The sequence below is a fragment of the Mesorhizobium sp. P2_D1 genome, from assembly GCF_056404455.1.
This window is the reverse complement of record NZ_JBFUDZ010000055.1, coordinates 1-14,235: the sequence shown is the minus strand read 5'-3', so window position 1 is coordinate 14,235 and position 14,235 is coordinate 1. Positions and strand designations below refer to the sequence as shown.

Below are 14,235 nucleotides of genomic sequence, written 5' to 3'. Positions count from 1 at the left end.
GAACACCCCCCTCTGTCCTGCCGGACATCTCCCCCGCAAGGGGGGAGATTGGCTGGCCGCAATGCTGGTGCTTATCCTTCAACCAAAGGAATTTGCGAAAGCCGTGGTGACGATCTGATCTCCCCCCTTGCGGGGGAGATGTCCGGCAGGACAAAGGGGGGTGGGAAGGATCGCGGCATCTCCACACCTCTGTTTGGCGCAGGCTTCGCCCAATACCCGAGTGAGGTCTGAATTGCTGTTCAAACAATCCTCGCTGGACAAGATCGCGCGCAAGGAAGTGACGCTCGCGTTCCGCCGCTGGAAGCGGCCGACGGTCAAGGCCGGCGGGCGGGTGAGGACGGCGTCGGGCGTCGTTCTGATAGGCGATATTGCGATCGTGGACATGTCCGCACTGACGGAAAAGGACGCAACCGCGGCCGGCTTTCCGGCACTTGGAGCTCTTCAGGAGATGCTGGGCTCCCATGACGGCACCCCGGTCTACCGCATCGAACTCAACGGTATCGAACCCGACGAACGCGTTGCCTTGCGTGGCGAGGCCTCGCTTTCCGATGCGGATTGGCACGCCCTGACCGCACGATTTGCGCGCTGGGACAAGACGGCACCGGGTTACTTCCCGTCGATCCTGCGGACGATCGGCGCCCACCCGGAAGTGCGGGCGGCTGAGCTGGCTGCGATGGCCGGCGTCGAAACGCTGAAATTCAAGCAGGATGTCCGCAAGCTCAAGGAACTCGGCCTCACCGAGAGCCTCGAGATCGGTTACCGGCTGTCGCCAAGGGGCGAAGCCGTGCTCGAAAAGCTTCGGGAGCACAGGCTTTGACGTCTTTTACCCCGACCACATCGGACGAAGTCCTGTCCACCGTCGCCTGGGCGGCGGCGGAGGAATCGCCGCTCGAAATCCTTGGCCATGGCTCCAAGCGCGGCATCGGTCGTCCGCAACAGTGCGAACACACACTCGACCTGTCCAAGCTCACAGGCGTTACGCTCTATGAACCGGCCGAACTAGTGCTGTCGGCCAAGGCCGGCACGCCGCTGGCCGACATCGAAACACTGCTGGCGGAAAACGCCCAGCAGCTTGCCTTCGAGCCGATGGACTACGGCCCGCTGCTTGGTGGCGAGCCTGGCAAAGGCACCATCGGCGGTGTGCTTGCGGCGAACCTTTCCGGCCCGCGCCGGCTGAAGGCGGGCGCGGCGCGCGATCATATCCTGGGCATCAATGCCGTTTCCGGCCGTGGCGAGGCGTTCAAATCCGGCGGCCGCGTGGTCAAGAACGTCACCGGCTACGATCTGTCAAAACTGATGGCCAACAGCTGGGGCACGCTGGCCGCGTTCACGGATGTCACCTTCAAGGTGCTGCCCGCCGCCGAGACCGAGGTCACGCTCGCTGTCCGCGGCCTGCTCGACGATGCCGCCGCCGCCGCCATGGCGCTGGCGCTCGGCTCAAGCGCCGAAGTGTCGAGCGCTGCCCATCTGCCGGAGCGCATCGCCGCGCGCGTCGCCGGCGGCACGCTTGGCAGCGAGGCCGCGACGTTGCTGCGCGTCGAAGGTTTTGGCCCTTCCGTCGCCTATCGCATCGCCGCTCTGAAAACGCTGCTCGGCAAGGCTGGACCGCTGGAGGAGATTTCCGGCGAGGCTTCACGGGTGATCTGGCGAGATGTGCGCGATTGCAGGCCCTTCGCCGACGGCACCGAGAAGCCGGTCTGGCGTGTGTCGATGACGCCGGGAGAGGGCCACCAGATGGTTCTGACGCTGCGCATGCAGGCCGCTGTCAGCGCGTTCTATGATTGGCAGGGCGGGCTGGTGTGGTTGCGCATGGAAGAGGGCGACCCGGAAGCCGCTTTGCTGCGTGGGCTGTTGAGAAAACATGGCGGCGGCCATGCGACGCTGGTGCGCGCCGCCCCTTCCCATCGCGCCGCCCTGCCGGTTTTCGAGCCGCAGGCGCCGACGCTGGCCGCACTTAGCGCGCGGCTGAAGCAAGAATTCGACCCAAGAAACATCCTCAATCCCGGCCGCATGGCCTAGGACTAGATCGCGATGCAGACCAATTTTTCGCTTGCCCAGCTTGCCGATCCGCATGTCGCGGAATCGGAGAAGATCCTGCGCAAATGCGTGCATTGTGGCTTCTGCACCGCCACCTGCCCGACCTATGTCACGCTCGGCAACGAGCTCGATTCGCCGCGCGGGCGCATCTACCTGATCAAGGACATGCTGGAGAACGGCCGTCCCGCCGACAAGGAGATCGTCACCCATATCGACCGCTGCCTGTCCTGCCTTGCCTGCATGACCACTTGTCCCTCGGGCGTCAACTACATGCATCTGGTCGACCATGCCCGTGCTCACATCCAGGAGACCTACAAGCGGCCGCTGCTCGACCGCCTGACCCGCGCCATGCTTGCCTTCGTGCTGCCCTATCCCGCACGCTTTCGCGCAGCACTCAGGCTGGCGAGGCTGGGCAAGCCGTTCATTGGCCTGTTCGGGAAGGTCCAAGCGCTGAAGCCGCTTGGCGCGATGCTCAAGCTCGCGCCGGCATCGATCCCCAAAACGTCACCGATGGCCTCACCGGGTATCCACGCCGGGCAAGGGGCCAAAAAAGGCCGCGTCGCCATCCTCACCGGCTGCGCGCAATCGGTGCTTGATCCCGCCATCAACGAGACGACGATCTCGCTGCTGACGCGGCTCGGCGTCGAGGTCGTGGTGCCGCCGGGCGAGGGCTGCTGCGGCGCGCTGGTCCATCATATGGGACGGGAACAGGCTGCACTCGCTTCGGCGAGGCAAAATGTCGACGCCTGGACGCGCGCCATCGAACAAAGCGGGCTCGATGCCATCGTCATCACCGCATCCGGCTGCGGCACGACGATCAAGGATTATGGCTTCATGCTCCGTCTTGATCCGGCCTATGCCGACAAGGCGGCGCGGGTGTCGGCGCTGGCCAAGGACATCACCGAGTATCTCTCAGGCATCGAGCTGCCCGAGCCGGTGCGCAGGCCGGGCACGGTCGTTGCCTATCATTCGGCCTGTTCGATGCAACACGGCCAGAAGATCACCCGCCAGCCGAAGGAATTGCTGACCAAGGCCGGATTCATCGTGCGCGAACCGCGCGAGGGCCATCTGTGCTGCGGTTCGGCCGGCACCTACAACATCCTGCAATCCGAGATTTCGGCCAAGCTGCGCGACCGCAAGGTGAAAAACATCGAGGCCACGGGGGCCTCGATCGTCGCCACCGGCAACATCGGTTGCATCGCGCAGATCGCGTCCGCGGCGAAGATGCCGGTGGTGCACACGATAAAGCTGCTCGACTGGGCCTATGGCGGGCCGAAGCCGGAAGGCGTTGCGGAAGACAGCCCGATCGCCGCCGAGTAGGCCTCGTGGCCCGTCTCGGTGCTTACTCGGCCGCCAGCCTGTCGGCCGTGCCGTATGTCGCTTCATAGAGCGCGCGCTGCCGGCTGAGCGCCACCATCGTGTTGCGCAGCAGGATCGCCACCGTGATCGGGCCGACGCCGCCCGGCACCGGCGTGATCCAGGAGGCGACCTCGCGCACGCTTTCGGTGTCGACGTCGCCGACGATACGGCTGGAACCGTCAGGGCCGATCTCGGAATTGATGCCGATGTCGATGACGGCAGCGCCCGGCTTGACCATGTCGGCCTTGATCAGTCGCGGCTTGCCGACGGCGACGAACAGCGCATCGGCGCGACGCGCATGCGCGGCAACCGATCGTGTCATGTGATGGCAGACCGTCACCGTAGCGCCTTCGCTCATCAGCAGGAAGGCGATCGGCTTGCCGACAATTTCGGAATGGCCGACGATGACCACTTCGAGCCCTTTGAGGTCGAGACCGGTCTCCTTCAGCAGCTCGACCGACGCGGCCGCGGTGCAGGGCGCGAGGTCGAGCTGGTTGTAGACGATATTGCCGATCGAAGCCGGATGCATACCCTCGACATCCTTGAGCGGATGCACCGCCGCCTGCAGCGTCCGGACCGGGATATGTGCCGGTACCGGCCGCTGGATGATGATGCCGGTGACGCGAGGGTCGGCGTTCAGGCCGTGGATGGCCGCTTCCAGTTCGCCTGATGTGATGGTGGCGGGAAAGCGCCGTTCCTCGAAATCGATGCCGGCCAGCTGCGCCTTGGCGCGCTGGTTGCGCACGTAGACATCCACCGCCGCGGTGTCGCCGACGGTGATCGAGATCAGCTTGGGCGGAAAACCCTCGGCTTTGGCGATCGCTGCATCCTCGCGCACGGCGGCAATGACGCGCTGGGCAACCGGGCCGCCCTTGAGATAGCGGCTGTCGTCGGACAGGGACATGGGTGAACTCTTTTGCTTGGTTGCCGCCGACATAGCAAAAGAACATCGCCAAGGGCAGCGCGAAAGCGAACCGTCATGCTTTTTGCGCGACGTGCCGACCAGGGAGCGTCTCGCTGACCCTCAGGCTCCGGTCGAAACGGAAAGGGCAGCGCGGTTTCCCGTGCTGCCCTTCCTGACTGGCCGCATCCCCATACGGCCCGTCCCCCGTATCTTCAGACTGGCCGCCAAAAGCGAGGTGCTTTGCCGGCCACCTGATTCGTCGCCGGAACTATATCACCTCGACCGTGGTTCCGACATTGACCCGTTCATAGAGGTCGACGACGTCCTCGTTGCGCATGCGGATGCAACCTGACGACACCGCGCCGCCGATTGTCCATGGCTGGTTGGTGCCGTGGATGCGATACTCGGTCGTGCCGATATAGAGCGCGCGTGCGCCGAGCGGGTTCTCCATGCCGCCGGCCAGATAGGTCGGCAGGTAGCGGCCCTTGGCGGCTTCGCGCTTGATCATCTGCGCCGGTGGGCGCCAGTCCGGCCACTCGCGCTTGTTGGTGATCTTGTGCGTGCCCGACCATTCGAAGCCGGGTTTGCCGGTGCCGACGCCGTAGCGCCGTGCCTTGCCGTTCTTCTCGACCAGAAAGAGGAAATTCTGAGTCGTATCGATGACGATCGTACCCGGTTTCTGCGGGCCGTCATAGGCGACTTCCTGTGGCAGGTAGATCGGGTTGATCTGCGGACGCATGACCATGCGCTTGGAAGGCGGCTGCACGGCCGCCGTCTGCACCCGGTCAGGCTGCCCCGGTTGAGCGTAGCGCAGGCGCGGCTGCTGCACGACCTGGCGGTTCTGGCGAACGATGCCGGGCGCATGGCCAAGCTGCAGCACCCAGGGGGCGGAAAGGTCGGGGCTCACCATAACCGGCGGCCTGTCGGCGTAGCGATCGCCGGCGGTTGAAGGCGTGACGCCCGAGGCAAACACAGCCACGGCGCCGAGCACGGGAAACAGAACTGTCTTCATCGGAACGCACCTTGATCGTCTGATACAACCGGGTGGAACGCCCCCCGGTTTGGCGATCATTGGCGCGCGAGCAGCAACCGAAACATGAATCGGAATGCGTAAAATGCGCTGTTGTCAGTAAACCTTTTGGTGTGGTTACCGCTGGGTTCAGGAATCTGGTAAAGCCGCAGTAAATGCAGCGCAAAGGCGCGTTAACGGACGGATTTTTGGCTATGGAAAAAGAAAACACCGGCCTGCTCGCCGGCCCCGACGGTGTCGCGCGTTGCTTCTGGCACGGCAATCTGCCCGACTATCTGCATTACCACGATCATGAATGGGGCCGGCCGGTGGCGGACGACCGCAGGCTGTTCGAAAAGATCTGCCTCGAGGGTTTCCAGTCGGGCCTGTCGTGGCTCACCATCCTGCGCAAGCGGGAGAATTTTCGCGAGGCCTTCGCCAATTTCGAATTCGACAAGGTCGCCGCCTTCACCGACAAGGATGTCGAGCGCCTGCTTGGCAATGCCGGCATCATCCGTCATCGCGGCAAGATCGTCTCGACCATCAACAACGCCAAGCGCGCCCGCGAAATGGCCGATGAATTCGGCTCGCTGGCGGCCTGGTTCTGGAAGTTCGAACCCGGCAAGGACGAGCGTCCCGAAATCGTCGACCTCGCCCATCTGCGCGCCAACCCGACCACGGCCGTCTCGGTTCGGATATCGAAGGAACTGAAGAAGCGCGGCTGGAGCTTTGTCGGCCCGACCACGGTCTACGCCTTCATGCAGGCCATGGGCCTGGTCAACGACCATCTCGAGGGCTGTGTCTGCCGCAAGCAAGTCGAGAAAGAGCGAAAGGCTTTCAAGCGACCGAAGTAATCCCTTCTCCCCGTTCACGGGGAGAAGGTGCCGGTAGGCGGATGAGGGGCGGCGCGAGGTTTGTCAATTCGTGCTGGTCCGCCGACGTGCACCCCCTTGTGGCTGCTATCGTTGCAGCCACCGGTACTGATTCCGCCCAAATCTCAGGTGCCGTTGGCGCTGGCCAGGAAAAGCCCGGCGACAATCGCCACCACCGTGGCCACGGTCGGGTAGATCACCAGCAGGCCGGTCATCAATGCGTCGCGCATGGATGGTCCCTTGCCGGTGTCGGCCGGTATCTCGAACGGACCGGCGGCCTGGCTGACGATTTTCTGGGCGTGGATGTCGGCTGGACGCAGGCGCGCGGGCAAGTCGCCTGCTCTGCCGTCGATGGCATGGAATCTCGCTGTGCTGGTCATGGCCCGAACCCCTTCGTGTCGGCGCGACTTATCGGCTGCGATTGTGTCGGCACAATGCCGCACCCATGGCGGGATTGTTTCATTTTGGTGCGTTTTTGTTTCGAGGGCGGTTCGGCTCTGCCTTCTCCCGGCAGGGAGAGGCAAGGCGGCAAACCCTTGCCGCACAAAGCTGCATCGGTTAGGACACGCGCGCTGCGGAAATAGGAAATTTCCTATCGCACAGCGCCACGAAAAACCGAGTACCCATTCCATGGCCGACAAATCGGAAAAGACGAAAGCGCGGCTGCCGCGCGGTTTTGCCGACCGCAGCGCCGAAGACATCCGCGCCGTCGAGAAGATGATGGCGACGATCCGCTCGGTCTATGAGCTCTATGGTTTCGAACCGGCCGACCCGCCGCTGATCGAATACACCGATGCGCTGGGAAAGTTCCTGCCCGACCAGGACCGGCCGAACGAAGGCGTGTTCTCCTTTCAGGACGATGACGATCAGTGGCTGTCGCTGCGCTATGACCTGACCGCGCCGACGGCGCGCTTCGTCGCCGAGAACTACGAGCGGCTGCCAAAACCCTACCGCAGCTATCGCTCCGGCTGGGTGTTCCGCAACGAGAAGCCAGGCCCCGGCCGCTTCCGCCAGTTCATGCAGTTCGACGCCGACACGATTGGCACGCCGGGCGTGGCCGCCGACGCCGAGATGGCCATGATGATGGCCGACGTGATGGAAGCGCTCGGCATCAAGCGCGGTGACTATGTCATCCGCGTCAACAACCGCAAGGTGCTGGACGGCGTGCTGGAGGCGATCGGCCTTGGCGGCGTCGACAATGTCGGCCGCCGGCTGACGGTGCTGCGGGCGATCGACAAGCTGGACAAGCTAGGGCCGGAAGGCGTGAGACTTCTGCTTGGGCCGGGGCGTTGGGATGGCGGCAAGGAAGGCGAGGGCGACTTCGCCAAGGGCGCCGGGTTGAATGACGGACAAGTCGAGGCAGTTCTTCGCGCGACAGCGAGGAATGCACAGGCCGGCCAGGATTCCAGCGTCAGCACGAATGCGGTCTACCAGGAAGGCGTTGGCGAGCTCTCGACGATCGAAGCCCTGGTCCGGGCAGCGGGATACGCCGAAGACCGCATCGCCATGGACCGTTCCGTCGTGCGTGGCCTAGAATACTACACCGGCCCAGTCTTCGAGGCAGAACTGCTGGCCGAGATCCCCAATGAGGACGGCCAGATCGTCCGCTTCGGCTCGGTCGGTGGCGGCGGCCGCTACGATGGCCTCGTCTCGCGCTTTCGCGGCGAGCCGGTACCGGCGACCGGTTTCTCCATTGGCGTCTCCCGGCTGATGACCGCGCTGAAGAACCTCGGCAAGCTCGACAGCGCTGATGTGATCGCGCCGGTCGTCGTGCTGGTCATGGACAAGGACACCGACAGCCTCGGCCGCTACCAGAAGATGGTGGCGGCGCTGCGGGCTGCCGGCATCCGTTCCGAAATGTATCTCGGTGGCGCCGGCATGAAGGCGCAGCTCAAATATGCCGACCGTCGCGGCTGTCCGGTCGCAATCATCCAGGGCGGCGACGAGCGCGCCAAGGGCGAGCTGCAGATCAAGGATCTGATCGAGGGCGCTCGCATGTCGGCTGAAATCACGGACAACGCCGAATGGCGCGCTGCCCGTCCGGCGCAGGTGACGGTGGCGGAAAGCGACCTGGTTGCCGAGGTGAAGAAGATCTTGGCGGCACAGGCCGCCGATCGCGCCAAAGGTGGCGCTTGAACACCCCCCTCTGGCCTGCCGGCCATCTCCCCCTCAAGGGGGGAGATTGGATGTCGCGTGCGCTTTCGCCAATCTTCAACGTTGGAAAAAAGGCGCGGGGCTTGCAACTGCCAATCTCCCCCCTTGAGGGGGAGATGGCCGGCAGGCCAGAGGGGGGTGCCTCGCGCCCATCCGATCAATGACCTCCCGCTACCCTGCCATATCAGCCGACATCATCAATCTCTTCGCCAAGCGCAACACACATGCGGTCGAGGTTGCCGTGCTGCAGCCGGCCGATCCGTTCCTCGACATGGCCGGTGAAGACTTGCGCCGGCGTATTTTCCTCACCGAAAGCGAAACCGGCCAGGCGCTGTGCCTGCGGCCGGAATTCACCATTCCGGTCTGTCTCGACCACATAAGATCGCAGGCGGGCACGCCGCGCCGCTATTCCTATTTGGGCGAGGTGTTCCGCCAGCGCCGCGAAGGCGGCAACGAGTTCTTCCAGGCCGGCATCGAGGATTTGGGCGATCGTGACACCGCCGAAGCCGATGCCCGTTCGCTGGCCGACGCACATGCGCTGCTTGCCCTGGTGCTGCCCCGCCAGGCGCTGGCGATCACGCTCGGCGACCAGACCATTTTCGAGGCCGTGCTGGCCGCCCTTGGGCTGCCGCGCGGCTGGCGCATGCGTCTTGCCCGCGCCTTCGGCTCGGCGCCGATGCTGCAGGCAGCACTCGCCGATCTCGCCAACCCGCCACGCAACGGCCAACTCTCCGGTCCGGTCGCTTCCCTTGTCCTCGACGGCGATCTCGAAGGTCTGTCCGCGCACATCGCCAGTGGCATGGAAGAGGCCGGCCTGTCGGCCTCCGCTGGGCGCTCGCCAGCCGATATAGCGCGTCGACTGATCGAGAAAGCTGAGTTGCGCAGCGTACGGCTATCCAACGAGGCCTTCGCGGCACTAAAGAGTTTTCTGGCGATCGACGTGCCGCTCGATGGCGCGGCCCAGGCGTTGGCGACCTTCGCCGCCGGTGCCGGGCTCTTGCTGGGTGCGGCGCTGGAGAATTTCGCCGCCCGCGCCAAGGCGATCGAAGCGCATGGCTTGCCGACGGGAAGAATCCGCTACGACGCCGCCTTCGGCCGACCGCTCGACTATTACACCGGCCTGGTCTTCGAAATCGCCGTGCAAGATGGCGAACGGCCGCTGGTCGGTGGCGGCCGTTATGACCGGCTGCTGACCCTGCTTGGCGCCAAGACGCCGATCCCCGGCGTCGGCTTTTCCGTCTGGCTCGATCGCATCGACGCATTGCGGGAGACGGCGCCATGATCACCCTGGCGATCCCGTCGAAAGGCCGGCTCAAGGAGCAGGCGCTGGAGGTACTGGCCAAGGCCGGGCTCACCGTCAGCCTGCCTGGCGACGAGCGCTCTTATCGCGCCCGCATCGAAGGCGCGGAAAGCATTGAAGTGGCTTTCCTGTCGGCTTCCGAGATTGCTGGCGAGATCGGCCAGGGCGCGGTCGATCTCGGCATCACCGGTGAAGACCTGGTGCGCGAGAACCTTGCCGACTGGGAAACCCGCGCCGAAATCGTCGCCCGTCTCGGCTTCGGCAATGCCGATGTCGTGGTCGCCGTGCCCGACATCTGGCTCGACGTCGACACCATGGCCGATCTTGACGATGTCGCCGCCGATTTTCGTCAGCGCCATGGCCGGCGGCTCAGGATCGCCACCAAATACTGGCGGCTGACGCAGCAGTTCTTCTCGCTAAAACACGGCATCCAGGTCTATCGCATCGTCGAGAGCCTCGGTGCGACCGAAGGGGCGCCGGCGGCGGGCCTGGCCGATGTCATCGTCGACATCACCACCACCGGCTCCACGCTTCGCGCCAATCATCTCAAGGTGCTCGGCGACGGCCTGGTTTTGCGCTCGCAGGCCTGTCTGGTGGCGTCAAAAAAGACGCGCGCGGCGGCGGATGAGGCGCTGCTGCGCGATGTGGCCGCGAAGATGGCGGCCATCGTCAGCTGAGGATGCCCTCCAGTACCATCGACGGGATTTCCACCATCCCGGCGGGCTGATAGGCTCGACCTGTCCTGGGAGGAGACAGCGATGCCGATCAATCTCGACGAGCTGAAGAATGCCACCAATTTGCGCGGGCGTGGATCGCGCAATGGCGATGTCTTCGTGGCACCCGTCGACGGCAAGGCGCATGTTTCCGGCGAGCGCTCGACGCCGCTGCTCAACAAGACTATTCCCGCTCTGTTTTCCGACACCGCCAGCAAATACGCCACGCTCGATGCCGCGGTCTTCGTCGACCAGGACAAGCGCTTCACCTGGAGCGAACTGTCGGACACGGTCGATGCGCTGGCCGCCGGCTTCCTGGCGCTGGGCCTTGAAAAGGGCGATCGCGTCGGCATCTGGTCGCCCAACCGATGGGAATGGCTAGTGACGCAATTCGCCACCGCGCGCATCGGCTTGATCCTGGTCAACATCAACCCGGCCTACCGGCTGACCGAGCTCGACTATGCCTTGAACAAGGTCGGCTGCAAGGCGCTTGTGACCGCGGTCAAGTTCAAGACCTCCGACTATCTCGGCATGATCGAGACGCTGGCGCCGGAGCTCGCGACCGCCACCCCCGGCAAGCTCAAGGCAAAGCAGCTGCCGGCGCTGAAGATCGTCATCCGCATGGGTGAGGACAACTCACCCGGCATGTTCAATTTCGCTGATGTGCTGGCCATGGCCGGGCGCGACGAGCATGACAGCCTCGACCGCATTTCGGAGGGGCTGAAGCCCGGCGACGCCATCAACATCCAGTTCACGTCGGGCACGACAGGGGCACCCAAGGGCGCGACGCTGACCCACAACAACATCGTCAACAACGGCAATTTCGTCACGTCGGCGATTAAGCTGACCGTCGATGACCGGCTGTGCATCCCGGTGCCGCTCTATCACTGCTTCGGCATGTCGATGGGCACGATGGGCTGCGTGTCGAAGGGCGCGACCATGGTTTTCCCGGGCGAGGGGTTCGATGCCGGCGCCACGCTGAAAGCGGTGGCGAATGAGCGCTGCACCGGACTCTATGGCGTGCCGACCATGTTCGTAGCACTCCTCGATCATCCGGACTTCCAGTCCTTCGATCTCTCCAGCCTGCGCACCGGCATCATGGCCGGTTCGCCATGCCCGATCGAGGTGATGAAGAAAGTGGTGTCGCTGATGCATATGTCAGAAGTGACGATCGCCTACGGCATGACCGAGACCAGTCCGGTGTCGTTCCAGAGCGGTGTCGACGACCCGCTGGAAAAGCGCGTCTCGACGGTCGGTCGCATCCACCCCCATGTCGAGGTCAAGGCGGTCGATGCCGACGGCGCCACCGTCGCCGTCGGCGCGCCGGGCGAGCTATGCACGCGCGGCTATTCGGTGATGAAGGGCTATTGGGACGACATCGAGAAGACCCGCGAGGCGATCGACACCGATGGCTGGATGCACACCGGCGATCTCGCCACCATCGATGCCGAGGGCTATTGCAACATTGTCGGCCGGGTCAAGGACATGGTCATCCGCGGTGGCGAGAACGTCTATCCGCGTGAGGTCGAGGAATTCCTCTACCGCCATCCCAAGGTCAGGGAAGTGCAGGTGTTCGGCATTCCAGACCCAAAATATGGCGAGGAGCTGTGCGCCTGGATCGTGCTCAAGCCAGGCCAGATCGCCACTGAACAGGAGATCAAGACCTTCTGCGCCGGCCAGATCGCCCATTACAAGATCCCGCGCCACATTCGCTTCCGCACTGAATTGCCGATGACGGTGACCGGCAAACCGCAGAAGTTTTTGATGCGCGAGGCGATGGTCAAGGAACTGGGGCTGGTGACGCAGAAAACGGCGTAAGGGGAGCAGCGCTTCGATTTGTCGGTGCACTGAATGCAGCCAAGGATCGCGGATCCTGCGGCATCGTTTGGTGACGTTGTTTGTGAGGGGTCGAACGGGGGCCCTGCCGGATATTGGCGAAGGTGCTCCCCATGGGTTTTCCGCAAGTTTTGCAAACGCATAGGGGCCTGAATGCGTGGTTTCGGACGATCGGTGATCTCTTATGCGATGCCCTTGGCCTCCTTGATGATGGCTGTCGCAGTCAGGGCAAGCGGGCTGTCGGTGGATGAAGGTTCACTGGGCGTCAGGATCCTTGTCGGAGGGCTTTCGAGTGCGATTATGTTCACCACCATTTTCGTGGTGCTCGACCACGCCGAGGCGGTGGCTCGGCGTGTGGGAGAACCCTACGGCACGTTGGTGCTGACTTTTGCCGTGACGGCAATCGAAGTGTCGATCATCGTTTCCATGATGCTGCATGGAGAGAACAACCCCACGCTTGCACGTGAGTCAGTCTTTTCAACGATGATGATTACATCTACCGGCGTTGTCGGCATGTGTCTCGCGCTTGGCGGCTGGCGTCATCGCAAGCAGGCAATTGTTCGACAAGGAACCAGCGCATATTTGGCGGTTCTGGCCGCGCTGACCGTCATGACGCTTATTCTGCCAACCTACACACAAACTACGGGCCCTGGCACATTTTCAGCTGCTCAACTGGGCTTCGTAGCCGTGCTTTCAGTGCTGCTCTATGCAAGTTTTGTGTTCGCTCAGACTGTCCGGCACAGAGACGACTTCGTCCAAGGACAAGAACACGACGTTTCGATGCGGACCGCCCCTCACGAAAGCGTCGCTGTCGGTACTTTGCTCCTGTTGATCGGGCTGATTGGAATTGTCATGCTCGCCGAGCAAGTCGCCGCAGGTGTTGAAGATACGCTCGTTGCCTACCAGGTGACCCAGTCCGACAGCATTGTGGGAGCATTGATCGCCGGGTTGGTTTTGATGCCGGAGGCCATTTCGGCGGTTCGCGCTTCACTTCACAATGAGCTGCAACGCGGCTTGAATGTTGCGATGGGTTCCGCATGCGCTACAATTGGCTTGACAATACCGGCGGTCGCAGCCGCCAGCCTGCTGACGGGGAGAGGCTTAACTCTTGGGCTTCCATCGACTGACGCAGTACTTCTAGTTCTAGCACTCTTCATATGCAATGTAAGTTTTAGTACCGAAAGAACAACGTTCCTGACTGGCATGGTCCATATCGTGGTATTTTTTACGTATATATTTCTTATATTTATACCATGACCGGTTTGTGCCCAGATCCGCGGTTGGCTGTGATTTAGGAATTCGGAATCGGAGGCCGCGCGCTGATGTTGGACAATTACGAGGTGGACGAGTTTGGCGTGATCCACCAGATCGACTTCACCCCGATCAAATACGACAAGCAATACATTTCCTATTACGAGGACCTGAGTGACCGGACCATCAAGCTCGGATATCAGCGACTTGGCTGGGTGCTTGGAATCACCGGCGAGATTCCCCGGTCCGTGCTGGAGATTGGATATGGCACGGGCACATTCGTCGAGGCCGCGAAAATAACCGGAGTCGCCGACTGCGCCGGCTGCGACATCGCCAGGTTTCCGCTGCCCAAGGGCGTCCGCTTTGTCGATTGGGATGAGGCGCTGGCAAGTTCGTGGGATCTTGTCGCCATGTTCGACGTGCTGGAGCACATCCCGGATCTGGGTTTCCTCGCCCGCCTTCAAGGCCCGCTATCTGGCCGTCGCCGTCCCTTATTGCCGTTGGCGCGAGCTCGGGGCCGACGGCGACGCGTGGTTCCAGACGTGGCGCATGCGTCTCCCCAACGAGCACCTGCACCACTTCGACCGTGACTCGTTGGTGGCACTCCTCGCACACAACGGCTTCCAGTGCGTGACACTGAACTGCTTCGAGGACGGAATCAGACTGCGGCCCGGCGAAGCAGGTCCGAATATTCTGTCCGGCTTCTTTAGAAAGCTATAGGCCGGTTTCCCAGCGCGCTCGACCAAGCGTGCGAAAACAGGCGAGTGAGGTATGGCCTTGTCGTTGGGACGCGGCAGGGT

General features: G+C 63.1%; 13 protein-coding genes. 10 read left to right on the top strand and 3 right to left on the bottom strand.

What is annotated here, in order from left to right:
• Window positions 1–232 precede the first annotated feature (232 nt).
• From AC1D0I_RS27240 to glcF, 3 genes are read left to right on the top strand one after another with little or no spacing between them, the layout of a single operon-like run.
• Window positions 233–817 (top strand): ASCH domain-containing protein, encoded by a 585-nt coding sequence (locus AC1D0I_RS27240; RefSeq protein WP_477399011.1) that lies wholly within the window; start codon window positions 233–235, stop codon window positions 815–817.
• Window positions 814–2,019: an FAD-binding protein gene (locus AC1D0I_RS27235; RefSeq protein ID WP_477399009.1), complete on the top strand. Its 1,206-nt coding sequence runs from the start codon at window positions 814–816 to the stop codon at window positions 2,017–2,019. Before AC1D0I_RS27240 ends, AC1D0I_RS27235 begins: the two co-directional genes overlap by 4 nt.
• 12 nt (window positions 2,020–2,031) lie before the next feature.
• Complete coding sequence (glcF, locus tag AC1D0I_RS27230) at window positions 2,032–3,357, top strand: glycolate oxidase subunit GlcF (protein ID WP_477399007.1); 1,326 nt, start codon at window positions 2,032–2,034, stop codon at window positions 3,355–3,357.
• Between the two features lie 22 nt (window positions 3,358–3,379).
• Here the strand turns inward: glcF and AC1D0I_RS27225 are convergent, their stop codons facing one another.
• Together AC1D0I_RS27225 and AC1D0I_RS27220 are read right to left on the bottom strand one after the other, a co-directional pair.
• On the bottom strand, window positions 3,380–4,300 hold the full coding sequence (locus AC1D0I_RS27225; RefSeq protein WP_477399005.1) for a bifunctional 5,10-methylenetetrahydrofolate dehydrogenase/5,10-methenyltetrahydrofolate cyclohydrolase: 921 nt from the start codon (window positions 4,298–4,300) through the stop codon (window positions 3,380–3,382).
• Window positions 4,301–4,568: 268 nt separating this feature from the next.
• On the bottom strand, window positions 4,569–5,312 hold the full coding sequence (locus tag AC1D0I_RS27220) for a L,D-transpeptidase (RefSeq protein WP_477399003.1): 744 nt from the start codon (window positions 5,310–5,312) through the stop codon (window positions 4,569–4,571).
• Between the two features lie 212 nt (window positions 5,313–5,524).
• On the opposite strand from AC1D0I_RS27220, the gene AC1D0I_RS27215 reads away from it, so the two are divergent.
• Window positions 5,525–6,163, top strand: coding sequence for a DNA-3-methyladenine glycosylase I (locus AC1D0I_RS27215; protein WP_184871953.1), 639 nt, complete (start codon window positions 5,525–5,527; stop codon window positions 6,161–6,163).
• A gap of 143 nt (window positions 6,164–6,306) precedes the next feature.
• Here AC1D0I_RS27215 and AC1D0I_RS27210 read toward each other — a convergent pair whose 3' ends face one another.
• On the bottom strand, window positions 6,307–6,561 hold the full coding sequence (locus AC1D0I_RS27210; RefSeq protein ID WP_477399001.1) for a hypothetical protein: 255 nt from the start codon (window positions 6,559–6,561) through the stop codon (window positions 6,307–6,309).
• A gap of 250 nt (window positions 6,562–6,811) precedes the next feature.
• On the opposite strand from AC1D0I_RS27210, the gene hisS reads away from it, so the two are divergent.
• The 6 genes from hisS to AC1D0I_RS27180 all read left to right on the top strand — a co-directional run bounded on the left by hisS (window position 6,812) and on the right by AC1D0I_RS27180 (window position 14,025).
• Entirely contained in the window at window positions 6,812–8,317 is a 1,506-nt protein-coding gene (hisS, locus tag AC1D0I_RS27205) for a histidine--tRNA ligase (protein WP_477399000.1), read from the top strand.
• Between the two features lie 178 nt (window positions 8,318–8,495).
• On the top strand, window positions 8,496–9,617 hold the full coding sequence (locus tag AC1D0I_RS27200) for an ATP phosphoribosyltransferase regulatory subunit (RefSeq protein WP_477398998.1): 1,122 nt from the start codon (window positions 8,496–8,498) through the stop codon (window positions 9,615–9,617).
• Window positions 9,614–10,312: an ATP phosphoribosyltransferase gene (hisG, locus tag AC1D0I_RS27195; protein WP_477398996.1), complete on the top strand. Its 699-nt coding sequence runs from the start codon at window positions 9,614–9,616 to the stop codon at window positions 10,310–10,312. The genes AC1D0I_RS27200 and hisG overlap by 4 nt, the downstream gene beginning before the upstream one ends.
• A gap of 81 nt (window positions 10,313–10,393) precedes the next feature.
• Complete coding sequence (locus AC1D0I_RS27190; RefSeq protein WP_477398994.1) at window positions 10,394–12,166, top strand: AMP-binding protein; 1,773 nt, start codon at window positions 10,394–10,396, stop codon at window positions 12,164–12,166.
• Between the two features lie 171 nt (window positions 12,167–12,337).
• Window positions 12,338–13,441: a calcium:cation antiporter gene (locus AC1D0I_RS27185; RefSeq protein ID WP_477398992.1), complete on the top strand. Its 1,104-nt coding sequence runs from the start codon at window positions 12,338–12,340 to the stop codon at window positions 13,439–13,441.
• A gap of 65 nt (window positions 13,442–13,506) precedes the next feature.
• Window positions 13,507–14,025, top strand: a complete 519-nt coding sequence (locus AC1D0I_RS27180) for a methyltransferase domain-containing protein (RefSeq protein ID WP_477398990.1) — start codon at window positions 13,507–13,509, stop codon at window positions 14,023–14,025.
• Window positions 14,026–14,235: the final 210 nt, after the last annotated feature.